Raw genomic sequence first — 13,475 nt, 5'->3', positions numbered from 1 at the left:
ACTGCAACACCCATGGCACTTTTCCACAATGGCCTGGCCGCCCTCGTGCTGGCCTGCCTGGCCCTGGCCCTGACCGGCTGCGGCCCGAGCTACACCTATAGATACTCGCCACCGCCCAGCGCGCATGGCATGAACTGCATCAACAGCTGTTCGACGGAGCGCAACCACTGCCAGCAGATGGCCCGCCTGCAGGACAACAGCGAACGTGCGCTGTACCAGGCCGAGATGAGGGCCTACCAGTACTGCCAGAACGGCAAGAGCAAGAAGGAAGCGCGTCACAGTTGCCACTACCCGAGCTACCCCTTCAACACAGGGAGCAGCTACAGTTGCGGCAATGACTACGACTCCTGCTACATGGCCTGCGGCGGCACCATCCAGCGCATCCTGAACAAAGACTGATCCCGGAACGGACTCGAACATCGTGAAACACACCAAGCCTTTCGCCCTGCTGACCCTAGCCCTGGCCATGACCGGCTGCGCCAACAGCCTGCCAAGCAGCAAGCCGGCCCCGTTGAACTGGAACATGCCCGGCATGCAGCTGGGCGGTGACCGCGGCCTGCCCCTGCACAACGCCGACGGCAGCTGCCGCAAGCGCGGCTGCGACAACGGCAAGCTGTTCTTCAACCCCGGCCAGCCCGAGCCAAGCGTCAACTCCATCCACCGCGGCTGGTAGGAAAATTCTCCTTTCAGTTCGGTGACTTAGGGTTTTGTGCGGTGGATGCAACGAAGTGGTTTACAGCGCCGAATCCATCGCTATAATGACGCCCCTGTGCCGGTATAGCTCAGATGGTAGAGCAACTGACTTGTAATCAGTAGGTCCCGGGTTCGATTCCTGGTGCCGGCACCATATAAATCAAGGGCTTGCAGCAATGCAGGCCTTTTTTATGGGCGCTACACGTAACAACAGACGTAACAAGGGTGCCCGATAGCGGCTTGGTCAATCCGAGAGATCGACATGAAACAAGACCCTAACCTCGCCTTGGATCGCTGCCCCCATTGCAACGTGGCTATGCCTAACATGGGCAAAACCACCGAGGTGGTTACCACCGATCACGCCCAAAGGAGCAGACGATGGTCCACCTACAGCTGCCGCACATGCGCCGGTGTGGTCCTCACCGTTTCCAACGCCCTGCGCGTTGGCTGGAGTGACATCGATCATATATGGCCATCCGCTCAGATCGTTGACGATGCCTTACCAGCGAGAGCTCGGCAGTTTCTCTCCCAAGCCATCAACAGCATTCATGCCCCAGCGGGTGCGGTGATGCTGGCTGCCTCATCCGTAGACGCGATGCTGAAAGAAATCGGACTGGTCAAAGGCTCTCTCAACAGCCGGATCCTCAACGCAGCGGAACAGCATCTCATTACGGCTGAGATGGCCGCCTGGGCTCATGAGGTTCGCTTGGATGCCAACGATCAAAGACACGCTGATGAGCTTGCGGAGTTACCCGACGAATCGGATGCCCGCAAGTCGATCGACTTTGTCACCGCGCTTGGGCAATTCCTGTTTGTGTTACCGGCTCGCGTCCAGCGGGGTCGTGGCAAGGATGAGGCATAGCAGTATCGCAGTGCGATAGGCCGGGTTTTTCGAGCCGTCGCTGTGTATACGCGTCATACGAAACGCCCCCTGCACGTAGCAAAGAAAAATTTAGGTTGACCCCTCAAAAGCCTGTCAGATTTGTCAGATGGATATTCTTACCTCTGTCTAACCCTTCTATCTCAAGGCCTACAGCGTTTTCATGTAGTGTCAGAAAGGTGTCAGCGGAGTGTCAGAACCTGACAAAACCTGTGTGTCAGATTTAGATTTCTCAAGTTATTGATTCATAAGGCTTTTTATATTGGCCTGTCAGATTTGCCACGAATATCCCAGTTCGTTGTCAGATCGAAAACCCAGTAAATACGCGGCCTCCAGCCGAGTTCTTGACAGATATCCATGTTCTGACAGGGATTTGGGGGTCAGCCTGAAAAACCTGGCATGGGGCACCCCGAAGCTATCCTTCACACTGCCCCGCGTAGCGAATTGATCGAGAGAATCAGCATGCGCAAACCAGCGACCCAAGCGGCACTGCCCATCATCGAAATCATCCAGTCCGGCAAGGCCTGGGAAGTGCACTGGGATTATCAGGAAGCGCCGGAGAGCTCGATACTGTTCAAGCGCCGTGAGTACCTGGACGGTTACATCGATGGGGCGATGGACGCGATCGGTATTGCGCCTGAGAAAGTGGCTTGTGCGAGCGCTCGTACTGGATCAGTGAAGCGCCTGACCGAGGCTCAGGCCCTGCAACTGCGCCACGCCTTGGATAGCCTGCTGACCCCTGTGGTCGCCAAGGAATTCAAGCGCCTGCAGAAAGAAGCCAACATGCCCCACCTCCGATTGGTTGCTGTCGAGCAGGCGTGAAGCGCTGTACAAAGCTGAGGAAACGCAGGAGCCCCACCGCTCGTGGGCTCCAGGCGAATGAACGCTCTGCACCTGGTGCGATCTGCAGCGGTTGAAAAGACCAGGACCAAAATGGAAAACCCAGCAGAACCTGGATTTTCTCACTGCGCCCTCCCGGATTCCGTGGCCTGCAGCGGGACTGCCCACCTACCCCTCCCCCGCCACACAGTGCAACCGAGCCTGCACAATCTTTCATTTCCTTTCACTGTGTGAAATGGCTGGCCCTCTACCAGGCCCCGTAATCGGCGCGGCCTGCAGCTTGGATTGCACCCCACCGCTGGTTTGCACTTTTTCGCGACGAAAAGCGCGTCGGCGGGAGGGGGATAAGTGAATTTCTGCCACTTTTTTTCTTGCGCTGATAAGTTTTGATCGGGTCTCGAGCCTCCTATGCTACGGACGATAGCCCCCATGAGACTGTCGCTGAAGCTGGCAGGAGTATCCAGAAGCCTCGATTTAAATCATAGACTCTGTGATCCCTCCTGATTCATCTAAAAGCACTGGAATGAGCTACTATGTTAGGCTGACATAAAAATCATGAGGGTTACGACATGGAGCTTGGTCGTCTAAAACCAGTCTTGCCGGCACTTATAGCCGTGGCTTTGCTGATCGTTATAAACTTGCTTTATTTTTTTAACTTTGGGCCGGGGATTTCCAAGGATCCTGGTGCTTGGGGGCAATATGGCGACTTCATCGGCGGGGTCTTAAATCCAATCGCCGCACTAGCAAGTGTTTATTTTTTGTATATAACTCTCGCAAGACAAATGGACGATAGTGAGGAACAGGCCAAACTGGCAAGGACGAACTTGGAACTCGCGATGCAGAATATGCAGACGCAACAAGAGCAGCTGAATCTCGCGAGTTCAAATCTAGAAATTTCAATGAGAAGTATTAATGTACAGCAGCAGCAAATAGAGATATCTGCTCGGCAGTTGCGAGATGGTCAGGCCTACAGGCTTATCGACCTGTATAGGGAAATGAGTGATCGTTTCACTACTGCGGGAGGGGATAGGTCTGGTGCAGCAGCATTCAAGTATCTGCGAGAATGTGCAATTGATGAGATGAGGGAGTTTTTAGCTCGTGGGCAAGCAGCCGTCCCGGAACACCTGCACGCTGCTTACGCGAACGCTGCTGAGAGATACTTTTCTGCCGAGCAGCGACATATCAAACAGTTTGTCCTGTCTACGACGTTAACGTTAAGTCTTTTAAGAGACATGGACGAACTCAATGAACAGAAGACATATATTGACATCCTTAAATCTCAGATGACACAGGATGAATTATTTGCGCTGGTGTTTTGGTATATTTCGCCGCACAGCGATGCTGACTTTCGAAGCATGTTTCGCCATAGCAACCTGGCCGAGCATCATATCTCTGACATACCCAGAACAAATGCTGTGGACTTGGTTAGGCGCGCTGATCACAGAAGAGAGATGGCGCAAAGGCCAATTTAGCCCCATGCCAGCAAGGGAGTTCAATTACTCCCTGCGTTTAATTTTCGTCAGAACTGTCTGTGTAAATTATTTGATCTAGCTCAAGATTTAGAGAGGAGGAGGTTTGCGCGGCAATGCTGAACGCTCCCGCATTGTTTGCTATAGGACTTGGCCCGTGGGTGTGTTGCGCCAACTGGATATTCATATTCTCTACGATAATGATTAAATCACTGAGTACCTGAAGTACGTTAACGCTCGAAGATCCGAACCATATCTTTGATGCAATACTACGGCGGATGCCCTGGATCCGCTCCTGCAGGTCGCCACCGACTGTGGTGTTCAGCTTCTGGCCCACCACCAGGTTCAGGTCGCGCCCGGTGGCCTGGTGCAGGTCTCCGACCGCCGCCAGGCTCGCGGATCCGCCCGACAGCAGCTTGAGCGCGCCCAGGGCCTCGATCTTCTTGATGCCGCCCACCGTCTCGGTACTGTGGTCGTCGACCTTCCTGGTGTGGCTCTGGTACTGCTCGGTGTTGCCCAAGGCCTCCACCTCGCGCTCGATCGCCTTGTCCTGGATCTTTCCGTCCGTCTGGCGCAGCCAGTTCCCCTCAGCGTCGACGCGCTGCTGGCAGGCCTCGCTGTGCTGCCACACCTGGTCGCCCTTCGGTACCCGGGGCAGGCTCAGTCCGTGGGCCAGGATCTGCTGGATGAAGGGCTTGTGCGGCAGACCGTAGGCGAATCCCACCACCACGGTGGTGCCTTCCTCGGGGAAGCCGAACATGCCCGCTTCCTGGCCGCCCATCGGCGCCGGCAGCGGCAGGCCGGTCAGCACTGGCAGGTCAGGGTCGGGCTCGCCGTCCGGCAGCAGGATTTCGACGTCGACGCCGAAGCGCGGCCGGAAGTCGTCGCACAGCCCGGGCGCGGCCGGGGCGTCTGGTACCGCGACCACGCGGCCGAAGCGAGGCAGGTGGTAGCCCCCGGTGAGTTCGGGAAATTGCCGCTCTACGCTGCGCTTGATTGCGTTGTCCATTTGATGGCCATCTGGTTGCCGGCCAGCGTCACGTTCGTGATCCGCTCGCCCTGGTTGATCGTTGCACCAGGTCGCAGCCCGGGAAGGGCCGAGATCGTGGCGCTCTGGTTGCCCTGGTACCCGTCGAACAGCTCGATCGGCAGCTGCAGCGGCGAGCGTGCGCCGAAGAAGCTATCCGCCCAACTGCCGGCGAATACCTCGCCGTCGCCCTGCTGCTGCCAGATGAAGTCCGGCACGCCGAACACCTTGGCCAGGTTGTCCATCGCCTGGTACCCGCCGCCCAGGCTATAGAAGTACGGGGCTTTCACCTGGGCGTAGGCCTGCGCCGGCACGCGAAAGCGCAGGTCGGTCTTCTTGCTGATCTCCTCGAGCACGCCCTGCAGGCTGATGTGGCGCAGGTTGAGCGGCAGCGGCGCCTCGAGCACGGTGGCCAGCTCGCGACAGAATAGGATCTGCTGCTGACCGTTTACCGCGGTACTGCGCTCGACGTAGCCGATGAAGTGGCGCTGCAGCGGGCTGTCGTTGTAGCCAATGTCCAGGGTCACCAGGCCCTTGACCGGCGCGCCGGCCTGGACGGTGAAGGACGCGCGCCCAGGGTGACGCAGTTGCAGACGGACCTCGTCCTGGATCAGCGGCAGCTCGACGCCGGCAACGGTCAGCACCTTGTGGAGCTTCATGCTCATGAGCCACCGCCCAGGTAGTCGTCAACGCGCTTGAGCACGGATTCGAAGCCTGTCAGCTCCTGGGCGCCGGTACCGCTGCCCGATTCGCCGCCGGCACCGACCGACTGGCCTGGGGCGGACTGCGCGGTCGTGCCGTTGGCCTTGCGCCGGCTCTCGACCTTTTCCGGGTTCGACAGCTTCTCAGACAGGGTGAACTGGACGATCCACTGGGCCAGCACGTCGTCCTCGCGGGCGCTGACCCCTTCCGCGAACTGCACCTGGCGGATGCCGAACGCGGTAGCCGTGTCGTTCACGACGCGGTACGTCTTCAACTGCCCGCCGCCGGCCGTGGCCTCGGCCAGGCGCATCAGGCTGCGCAGGTTGTCCTTGTCGACGTAGGGAATCGTCAGCGAAACGGTCAGGGTTTTCGGCTTGAAGCCCTTGTGCGCGGTCTCGGTACCGCTGGTTTGCCCCGACATGTCGTCGGCTTCGATGCGCAGGTTCGCGGTGACCTTCATGCGCTTGCCCTGGACCTTCTGACCATCGAGGAGCAGCGTCATAGGCCCACCATTTCCCGCACCAGGGCCAGGCCCGGGAGCGAGCCGACCAGGACAACGCCGGCGCTCAATACCCACTCATGCCCTGGTGCCTCCTCCTGCAGGAGCGCACGGCGCAACTGGCCGACGTCGCCGGGCCCAACCAGGCGGGCTTTCATCCGCTCATCCGGCATGCCGCCGGCAAGCAGTGCGCGCAGATCGGCCATCTGGCCGTCACGCTGCAGCTGCTGCGCGGCCTTGCGCTGCGACAACGCGGCCAGATCAGCCATGGGCGAACTATCGGCCGCATAGCCTTCCAGGACGGCGACCTGGCCGGCCATGGCCTGTTTCATCGTCTTGAGCACCGTGCAGCGCTCCATCGGCAGCGACTGCCAACGCGGCAAAGGCCCAGCAACGGGAATCTCCCACTTTTCGCTCTCCAGGCGGGACAACTGGCCGGCGCGGCGCTCAGCTCTCACCAGGTCAGGCATCGGCATCAAGGCATTGAACCGCGACAGGACGCTGGCCAGGTCGGCAAAACTGGTGCCCAGGAACATGATCGACAGGGCATGAAGTTCGCCGCTGGCCTGGCCCACGGCGCCGTCCTCGAGGAGCTTGTCAGCCATCACCTGGAGCAGGTTCGGGGCCGACAGATAGCGCTGATGCCCGGGCCCTTGGCCAACCCCGCTTTGGAACGGTGTCACCAGCAGGCAGGCCGGCGCCTGGCTCAATTGCTCCTGGAGCGCAGCCCGGCCGGCGGCGATCGCGCCCTGGGCGGCCTCGCCGACCGGCCCCGGGTTGGTCTGCACCTGGTCGGCCAGGCTGGCCAGCCGATCGCCCGTGCTCCCCAGCTCGTGACTGGCCAGCGCTTGGGCGCCGGCCAGTTGATCCATCCAGCCCGTGCTCTGCGCAGGCCATTGCATGTTCACCGACGACCAGGTCATGACGCAGGAGCCTCCCAGCGCAGCGACTCCAGGGTCACCAGGTCGCCCTCGGCCAAGGCCTCGTCGGCCAGTTGGCACTGCTCGTCGGCGCGCTGCAGGAGCTGCATCTTGAACAGCGTGAATTCGTCGCTGACTTTGCGCAGTTGCTCTGCGGTGTGCATCCGGTAGGCCTTCACCAGCCACAGGTCGCGGCACGGGAATGCCATGGGCTCGCCGCGTAGCACCGCGCCGGTGAGGTTCAACTGGTCCTCCTGCTGGCTGTTGTAGCGGTGACGCTCGCCCAGGGCATTCGACCAGAAGCCGCCCGTGATAGTGGCCTCGCACTGGCGCTTGATCTCCGCCACGGTCTGCTGGTGCAGCTTTTTCAGCGCCTCGGCGGGCTCGATCCCGGGGCCCACGGCCGGGACGGCGATCGGCCGGCCGGTGGCCGGATCCGGAACCAGGCGCATGCCCAGGGTTTCAGCTGTCAGCAGCCGCGTGTGCTCCTCTTCGCCGATTTCGTGCACCCCTTCCGAGAGGCGGAAACCAAAGCGCTGATCCTTTTCGATCCAGGTGGCGAACATGGTGATTCCTTTTAAGCAGGGTCGCCGATCGCCAGCCAGAAGGCCGGCCCGACGTTGAGTGAGGTGGATTCGATGACAGCCTGGTTTTCGACTGTGAAACCGGTGGTGGTGACGCCAACCGGCGCGAAGCTGCTGGTGCGCAGGGCGCTAAACGTTGGATACGTCATGTTGCCGATCACAATCGGCTCACTGGCGTACTGCAGCGGGAACGTGACGTTGATCGAGCCGTCCGAGGGGACGTTGGCAGTCTTGCCGAACTGCACCAGCTTGAACTGGACGCGGCCACCGGCGCGGGACGGAATCATGATGTGGCTCGGGCTCGCAGAGCCCAGCAGACCGTTCAGCAGAATGTCGAAGGTGGGGATCCGGGTCGGATAGGCCCCGGTGTGCAGCTCAGACGAGGTACCCAGCCGAGTGCTGTCGAGCGATTCGATCCAGGGTGCCCACGTGTCGTTCAGACCACGCCACCAGTGTTTTCCGGCGTGGTTCGGTGCTGCATAGGGCTCAGCGAACTGTTGCAGGACCGGCGTGCCGCCGGCATTCCCGCGTGCGATCACCTTCACGTAATAGAACCGGTCGTCGCCAGGGCCACCCGGGTTCTGGCCGTGGACGAGCTTGTAGTGATAGCCCACGGCCGTGATGGAGTCCCAATGCGTGGTTGCGGGCTCGACCTCCGAGGTGATCCGGAAAAAGCGGCTGGTGGCTGCAGTCGGGCTCCCGTAGTCCCCAGGAATCAACGCATCCGTGACGCCGAGGTCGCGGATCTTCGTCGGTCGGCTGCCACCGGTGACCTGGCCCCGCGTGTTGACCGACACCTGCGTGTAAGGACCGGCAGGCGTGCCCAGGTCGAACCCAGCGGCCAACCGGCGCAGGGCCTTTGTGGTCGCCAGGATGTAGCTGCTGTCGCTGTCTGGGTCGTCGCTCTTGGCATTCGGCAGGTTCCCCAAGCCGACGTCGTCTGCAGTGGTTGCCCGGGCGCGAAGGTTCGGGTAATCGCCGACGCGGGCGGCGAAGTGCTGGATCAGCGGGCCGGTGATCGACTCCACCGATCGCCGGTCAGTGACGACGCCGGCAGCGGAGATATCGGCCAGCGCGACGCAGTAGTGAGGCACGCCGGAGGCGTCGGTGTAGTCGCTCATCGCGGCGCCGAAACTCACTTTCCAGGTGGCAACGACGTCGCTCAGCTCGCGCTGCAGCGCGACATCGAGCCAGACAATGGTCGGGTAACTGGTGGGGGTGATAGGAACCGTCGCACCGCTGTAGACCCGAACGCCTTCGATGTAGGCGACGCCACCGCCCAGGACGTACGTCGTGTTGACTTTGTTGACCTGCAGGCCGGTATCGAAGAAACAGGCGCGGCCGAAGACGTCCCGGTTGTCCAAGCGCTCGCGCTCATCGATGCCCTTCAAGCGCACAGTGAAGTCGTGCTGCCAGGTCTTGGCGTCGATTGTGATCGCCGTCAGCGCCTTGGCGCCGTCGAAGGCCACCAGGAAGTTGCGGGTGATGTTGTTGCCCACCTGCAGCGGCGGGATGTTCTTGCGCTTCTGCTGCAGCGGCACGTGGGCAGCAGCAAACAGGGTGCCGTCCTCGGCCTCGAGGCCGATCCAGTTGAAATCCCAGTCGCCCAGGTCGGACCCGAGCTGGCAGCTGTAGACGACCTGGTTCGGGTTGACGTAGCCGGCGTTTTCCTGGGGCATTTCGTATGTATGGACGATGCGGGCGGCCGAGGGCCTGCCGGCGGCAGTGCGGTCAACCGCCGCGTTGGGGTCCAGCCCGGGCACGTTGGCAAAGAGGAAGCGGCGAATCACCAGCGGCAGCCGGGCGGCTTGCTGGCGGGCGATCAGGCTTTCCCCGGCGAGGGTAATAGTGGCCATGGGGGCTCCTACAGGCGAGCGACCAGCGTCTGCTGATCGTCATTGAAGTGAACGGCCGCGATCTGCAGCGTCACGGGGGTGATGGTGATGAAGTCGTAGCGCCGGCAAGTGCGGCCGTATTGCTGAATGAGCACGCGCAGCAGCTCGGGGTTCTGCGACAACTGCGAGTCGGACAGGCGCAACATGATCACGTCCCAGTCCCGGCCCGGGTCGCGCTCCTCGATCTCGGCATAGCCGACGCCGAGGCGCACCAGGATCCGCTTCATCCCCGCAACGCTGCCGGCGTCGACGGCGTTGATGTAGGCGTACTTGACCCGCAACCGGTAGAGCGATTCGGGTTCACCCTTGAAGCGGGTGATGTCGCGCTGCCACGCGAGCAGATCCAGGATGACCAGGTGGCAGGCTTCGGCATCGAGCTGCAGCAGCGGCCAGCGCAGCCAGTCCTCGACCCGCTCCCACCAGGACTGCGCGGCGTCCCGGAACTTGGCCAGCTCGACGCCCTCAAGCCAAAACGGCAGTTTCAGCTTAATCATGGGGCTGCACCGTCAGCTTGTTGATGCGCGGGATTTCCAGCTTCGACTCGATGTCCAGGTTCGCGAAGCGTAGCGACTCAATGGCCGGGAACTGCTGGTGCAGCTCCTCGCCCAGGCGGCTGAACGAGAACCGCGACTGCGGGTAGGTCAGGGTCGGGGTGAAGTCGGCGGTTGTGCTCTCGCGGAATGCGGTGCGGATGAACAACGCGACGTCGTCCTGCAGTTGCGCCAGTTGAACGGCGGTCAGGTTGGCCCGGGGCCACAGCTCGACGGTGACGTTGTGCAGCGTCTCCGGCATGACGAGCACAAGGAGGTCGTCGCCATGGCCATGGTTGCCCTGGTCGCGGATGTAAGCGTTGATCTCGGCCAGGAACGTGTCCGCCGGCACGCCGGCATCGAACAGTACGTAGGCGTTCGCGCTGCCCGGGCCACGCGGCGCGCCGTGCTCGAAATACACGCCGTCCGGCCGCACGCCCGGGAAGGCCGAGATCATCGCCCGGTACACGGCGTCGGTGTGGTACTGGTTGACCGCGCTGAACTGGTTGCGCGTGCGCAGCCTCAGCTCGTCGTCGGGCTCGGCGTCGGCGCCCGGGGTGGTCAGCCAGTTTTCGCCGTTGACCACCAGCGCAATGCCGTCCACCGGTACCGGCAGAATTGCGTAGTAGCCGGGGGCAAGGTTGAAGCCGGCGCCGGCCTCGACGGCCTCGACCGGGACATCCAGTTGCATCAGGCCGTCGCTGAAATGCCCCTCCGCCGTGGTCACCAACTGGTAGATGTGGCCATTGATTGCCGGCGACTGGACCACCGTGCCCACCGGCACGGTCAGCGTGCCGCCTGGTGCGGTTCGCGTGAACTGGACGACGCCAATTGCCTTGGTCGAGCCTTTGCGTGTCACATCCACCGCCCATGCCAGCATGTCCAACCAACTGCCGGTCGCGGTCTTGACGAAGAAGTTCGGTAGAACAGTGGTAACCAGGAACTGCAGGATCCACAGCACCGGCGTGGTCACCAGCGCGGTCATCACCCGCCAGAACGGCGAGTAGGCACTGGTGTTGCTCAGCTTGCTGCCCTGGGCGACAACCTCAGCCTCCCAGGCCTGGCGCAGGCCAGCCTCGGTGGTTGGGATGCCGGCGTCCTTGAGCGCCTGGGTGAAATCAACGTCACTCATACGGTCACTCCGATATCGCCGAACCCCAGCGTGGTCGCGGTGACCAGGTAGACGCCGTTGCCCTGCTCGACAATCTGCGCCGTGCCCGGCATCAGGCGCTCGTCTTCTTCCACCAGCAGCTCCAGTTGCTGGATGCAGTCGCGCTGCCGCAAGCGATCACGCTCGGCCACCAGGGTCACCAGCAGGCCGCTGTCGCGGATCATGTGCGCGATGTCCTGGGCGATGCTCGCCCGGTCCTGGATTGGCTCAGGCTGGCGGGCCAGGTCCAGCACCAGGTCGTTGTTCTGGATCAACAGGTCGATGTATTGGCCGTCCATCAGCCCACCGCCATTTCGAGCATGCCTTCCAGGCGCTGGGCGTCCATCGGCTGGCTGTTGTAGATGTTCATGTTCTCTACCTTGTTGCCGGTGTTGTTCTGGGTGTTGGTGTTCTGGATGCTGCTCAGCAACCCGCCTTTGGGCACGGCGTTGGGCCTTGCCGGCGCAAGGCTTGGTACCGAGGGACTTAGGGCCTGCGCGGCGTTCTGCGAGACGCTGGCCGTCTCGACGGCCATCACCGCCTGGTCGACGCCCGGGATGGTCGGCATGTCGCCCAGGCGGGTTTCGATGTTCACGCCGGGGATCTTGTTGATCAGCTCGATCAGGCCGTTAATGGCGCTCTGGAAGATCGAGACGATGCCGTCCCACGCTGCCTTGGCCATGCCAGACCAGCCGCCCATGGTGTCGAACCATGCGGATAAGGCCTGCAGCTGCTCGCTGATCCACTGGAATGCTGCGGTGTTCATCAGCGCGCTGGTCCATTCGTCCCAGTACGCAACGGCGAGGACGACCACGGCGATCAGGGCCGCGATGCCGATCACGATCAGGCCGACCGGGTTTGCGCTGAGTGCCGCGTTCACCAGCCAGATCACGCCCTGCCAGGCCAACATCGCACCCCGTACAAGGCCCATCCAGGTGTACATCGCGACCATGCCGACGACGAACAGGCTCACCATCACGGTGTGGTACAGGAACATCGCTATGCTCTTCCACCCGGTCCAGGTCAGCACCTTCCAGATCGTCACCAGGGACAACCAGGTCGACCTGGACAGGCCCACAACAAAGGTGAGCAGACCCATGCCGGCGGCCATGCCCAGGATCACCAGCGTGGTGATACCGATCACCCGTGTGATGTTAGGGAACAGCTGGGACCAACGGGTCAGTGTTCCGGCGATGCCGACCAGGCGATCCATGAGCGGGGTCAGGATCGGTATCAGGGACTGGCCGAAAGCGATGCGCAGGGCTTGTACTGCGGCGCCGAACTGCTGCCAGGGGTCCACCATCGCCTTGGCCATGCGCTCGGCCTGCTCCAGGCCGTGCACCTTACCCAACTGCTCGATGCCGTTGCGCAGCCGGCCGGTGTCAGTGGCTAGAGCGCCGATCACTTGGGCGCCTTCGCCACCGAAGGCCTCCACCAGCTTGGCGTTGGCCGCGGCATTCTTGAGGTCACCGTACTTACCCTCGAGCTTGCCCAGGATGTCGAGCATCGGCAGGGCCTTGCCGTTGGCGTCGGTGAAGTTCATCCCCAGCTTGTCCGAGGCGTTGGCGATGTTCTCGAAGAACGCCTTGTAGCGCCCGCCAGCATCGCCGCCTTCCATGGTCGACGAGAGAGTGCCGATCACGGCCATCTGCTCCGCCAGGTCAATGCCGGACGCCGTCGCAATCGCGCCGGCTTCCTTGAATGCGTCTTTCATAGCCTCGCCACTGGTGCGGAACAGTTGGGTGGCCAACGCTGTCTGGCCGCCAAGCTTCTCGACCCACTGGCTCGCGCCCATGGCGTCGGCTTGCTGCTTCTGCAGGTTGTAGAGCGTACCGACGTACTCGCTCATCACTTCCTTGTCGGCCTTCGTGGCCTTAGCCAGCACGGCGCTGGTGTTGGTGAAGGCGGCCAGCTGGGTGCCGGCCAAGCCTTCGACCGCGCCCTGAATCTTGTACGCCGAGGCGACGAACTCCTGCGCGTTCTCCCCATAGGCTACGGAAAACTCCAAGGCCTTCGCGTTCAACGACTCAAGGGCGTTCTCAGCCACGCCAAGTGAGCGGACGTCACCCAGGGCGCGGTTCATCTCTAGCGCAGGCTCAAGCGAGGCGTTGATCGCGACGAAGCTGCCAGTCACCCCGGCCAGGCCGATGCCCATCTGCTTGAAGTTCTCCTGGCTCTGCTCGGCCAGGTCGGAAAAGGTCGTCTTCACCTTGCCGATCGGCGCGGTGACCTTGTCGGTCAGGGCCAGGATGAAGTCCAGGCGGGAGGAGCGATCAGCCATGGGGG

Annotated in this window: 15 protein-coding genes and 1 tRNA gene; 6 read left to right on the top strand and 10 right to left on the bottom strand. The window is 61.9% G+C overall.

Going from position 1 to position 13,475, the window contains the following annotated elements:
- Positions 1-12 precede the first annotated feature (12 nt).
- From ACQ4OD_RS07180 to ACQ4OD_RS07155, 6 genes are all read left to right on the top strand, one after another.
- Positions 13-399, top strand: coding sequence for a hypothetical protein (locus ACQ4OD_RS07180; protein WP_046853791.1), 387 nt, complete (start codon positions 13-15; stop codon positions 397-399).
- A 22-nt stretch (positions 400-421) separates the two neighbouring features.
- Positions 422-673, top strand: coding sequence for a hypothetical protein (locus ACQ4OD_RS07175; protein ID WP_371918090.1), 252 nt, complete (start codon positions 422-424; stop codon positions 671-673).
- Between the two features lie 98 nt (positions 674-771).
- Positions 772-847, top strand: a tRNA-Thr gene (locus ACQ4OD_RS07170).
- A gap of 108 nt (positions 848-955) precedes the next feature.
- A complete protein-coding gene (locus tag ACQ4OD_RS07165; RefSeq protein ID WP_430944094.1) occupies positions 956-1,555 on the top strand; it encodes a DUF4145 domain-containing protein in 600 nt (199 codons plus the stop codon).
- Positions 1,556-2,035: 480 nt separating this feature from the next.
- Entirely contained in the window at positions 2,036-2,395 is a 360-nt protein-coding gene (locus ACQ4OD_RS07160; RefSeq protein ID WP_430944093.1) for a hypothetical protein, read from the top strand.
- A 587-nt stretch (positions 2,396-2,982) separates the two neighbouring features.
- Entirely contained in the window at positions 2,983-3,885 is a 903-nt protein-coding gene (locus tag ACQ4OD_RS07155; protein ID WP_430944092.1) for a hypothetical protein, read from the top strand.
- 37 nt (positions 3,886-3,922) lie between these two features.
- Here ACQ4OD_RS07155 and ACQ4OD_RS07150 read toward each other — a convergent pair whose 3' ends face one another.
- The 10 genes from ACQ4OD_RS07150 to ACQ4OD_RS07105 are packed head-to-tail and all read right to left on the bottom strand — an operon-like array spanning position 3,923 to position 13,470.
- Entirely contained in the window at positions 3,923-4,891 is a 969-nt protein-coding gene (locus ACQ4OD_RS07150; protein ID WP_430944091.1) for a hypothetical protein, read from the bottom strand.
- Entirely contained in the window at positions 4,864-5,574 is a 711-nt protein-coding gene (locus ACQ4OD_RS07145; RefSeq protein WP_430944090.1) for a hypothetical protein, read from the bottom strand. Before ACQ4OD_RS07145 ends, ACQ4OD_RS07150 begins: the two co-directional genes overlap by 28 nt.
- Positions 5,571-6,113, bottom strand: a complete 543-nt coding sequence (locus tag ACQ4OD_RS07140) for a DNA-binding protein (RefSeq protein WP_430944089.1) — start codon at positions 6,111-6,113, stop codon at positions 5,571-5,573. The genes ACQ4OD_RS07145 and ACQ4OD_RS07140 overlap by 4 nt, the downstream gene beginning before the upstream one ends.
- Positions 6,110-7,033 carry a hypothetical protein gene (locus ACQ4OD_RS07135; RefSeq protein WP_430944088.1) on the bottom strand — a complete coding sequence of 308 codons (924 nt, stop codon included), beginning with the start codon at positions 7,031-7,033 and terminating at the stop codon, positions 6,110-6,112. The genes ACQ4OD_RS07140 and ACQ4OD_RS07135 overlap by 4 nt, the downstream gene beginning before the upstream one ends.
- Positions 7,030-7,596, bottom strand: a complete 567-nt coding sequence (locus tag ACQ4OD_RS07130) for a hypothetical protein (protein WP_430944087.1) — start codon at positions 7,594-7,596, stop codon at positions 7,030-7,032. The genes ACQ4OD_RS07135 and ACQ4OD_RS07130 overlap by 4 nt, the downstream gene beginning before the upstream one ends.
- 11 nt (positions 7,597-7,607) lie before the next feature.
- Positions 7,608-9,470 carry a phage tail protein gene (locus ACQ4OD_RS07125; RefSeq protein ID WP_430944086.1) on the bottom strand — a complete coding sequence of 621 codons (1,863 nt, stop codon included), beginning with the start codon at positions 9,468-9,470 and terminating at the stop codon, positions 7,608-7,610.
- A gap of 8 nt (positions 9,471-9,478) precedes the next feature.
- Positions 9,479-10,003, bottom strand: coding sequence for a phage tail protein (locus ACQ4OD_RS07120; RefSeq protein WP_430944085.1), 525 nt, complete (start codon positions 10,001-10,003; stop codon positions 9,479-9,481).
- Entirely contained in the window at positions 9,996-11,171 is a 1,176-nt protein-coding gene (locus tag ACQ4OD_RS07115) for a baseplate J/gp47 family protein (RefSeq protein ID WP_430944084.1), read from the bottom strand. The genes ACQ4OD_RS07120 and ACQ4OD_RS07115 overlap by 8 nt, the downstream gene beginning before the upstream one ends.
- Positions 11,168-11,488 (bottom strand): DUF2590 family protein, encoded by a 321-nt coding sequence (locus tag ACQ4OD_RS07110; protein ID WP_430944083.1) that lies wholly within the window; start codon positions 11,486-11,488, stop codon positions 11,168-11,170. The genes ACQ4OD_RS07115 and ACQ4OD_RS07110 overlap by 4 nt, the downstream gene beginning before the upstream one ends.
- Positions 11,488-13,470 carry a phage tail tape measure protein gene (locus ACQ4OD_RS07105; protein WP_430944082.1) on the bottom strand — a complete coding sequence of 661 codons (1,983 nt, stop codon included), beginning with the start codon at positions 13,468-13,470 and terminating at the stop codon, positions 11,488-11,490. Before ACQ4OD_RS07105 ends, ACQ4OD_RS07110 begins: the two co-directional genes overlap by 1 nt.
- Positions 13,471-13,475 lie beyond the last annotated feature (5 nt).

The sequence above is a fragment of the Pseudomonas sp. WC1 genome, from assembly GCF_050586565.1.
Lineage (GTDB): Bacteria > Pseudomonadota > Gammaproteobacteria > Pseudomonadales > Pseudomonadaceae > Aquipseudomonas.
The sequence above is the reverse complement of the archived record's forward strand: the minus strand, read 5'-3'. Positions and strand labels throughout refer to the sequence as shown.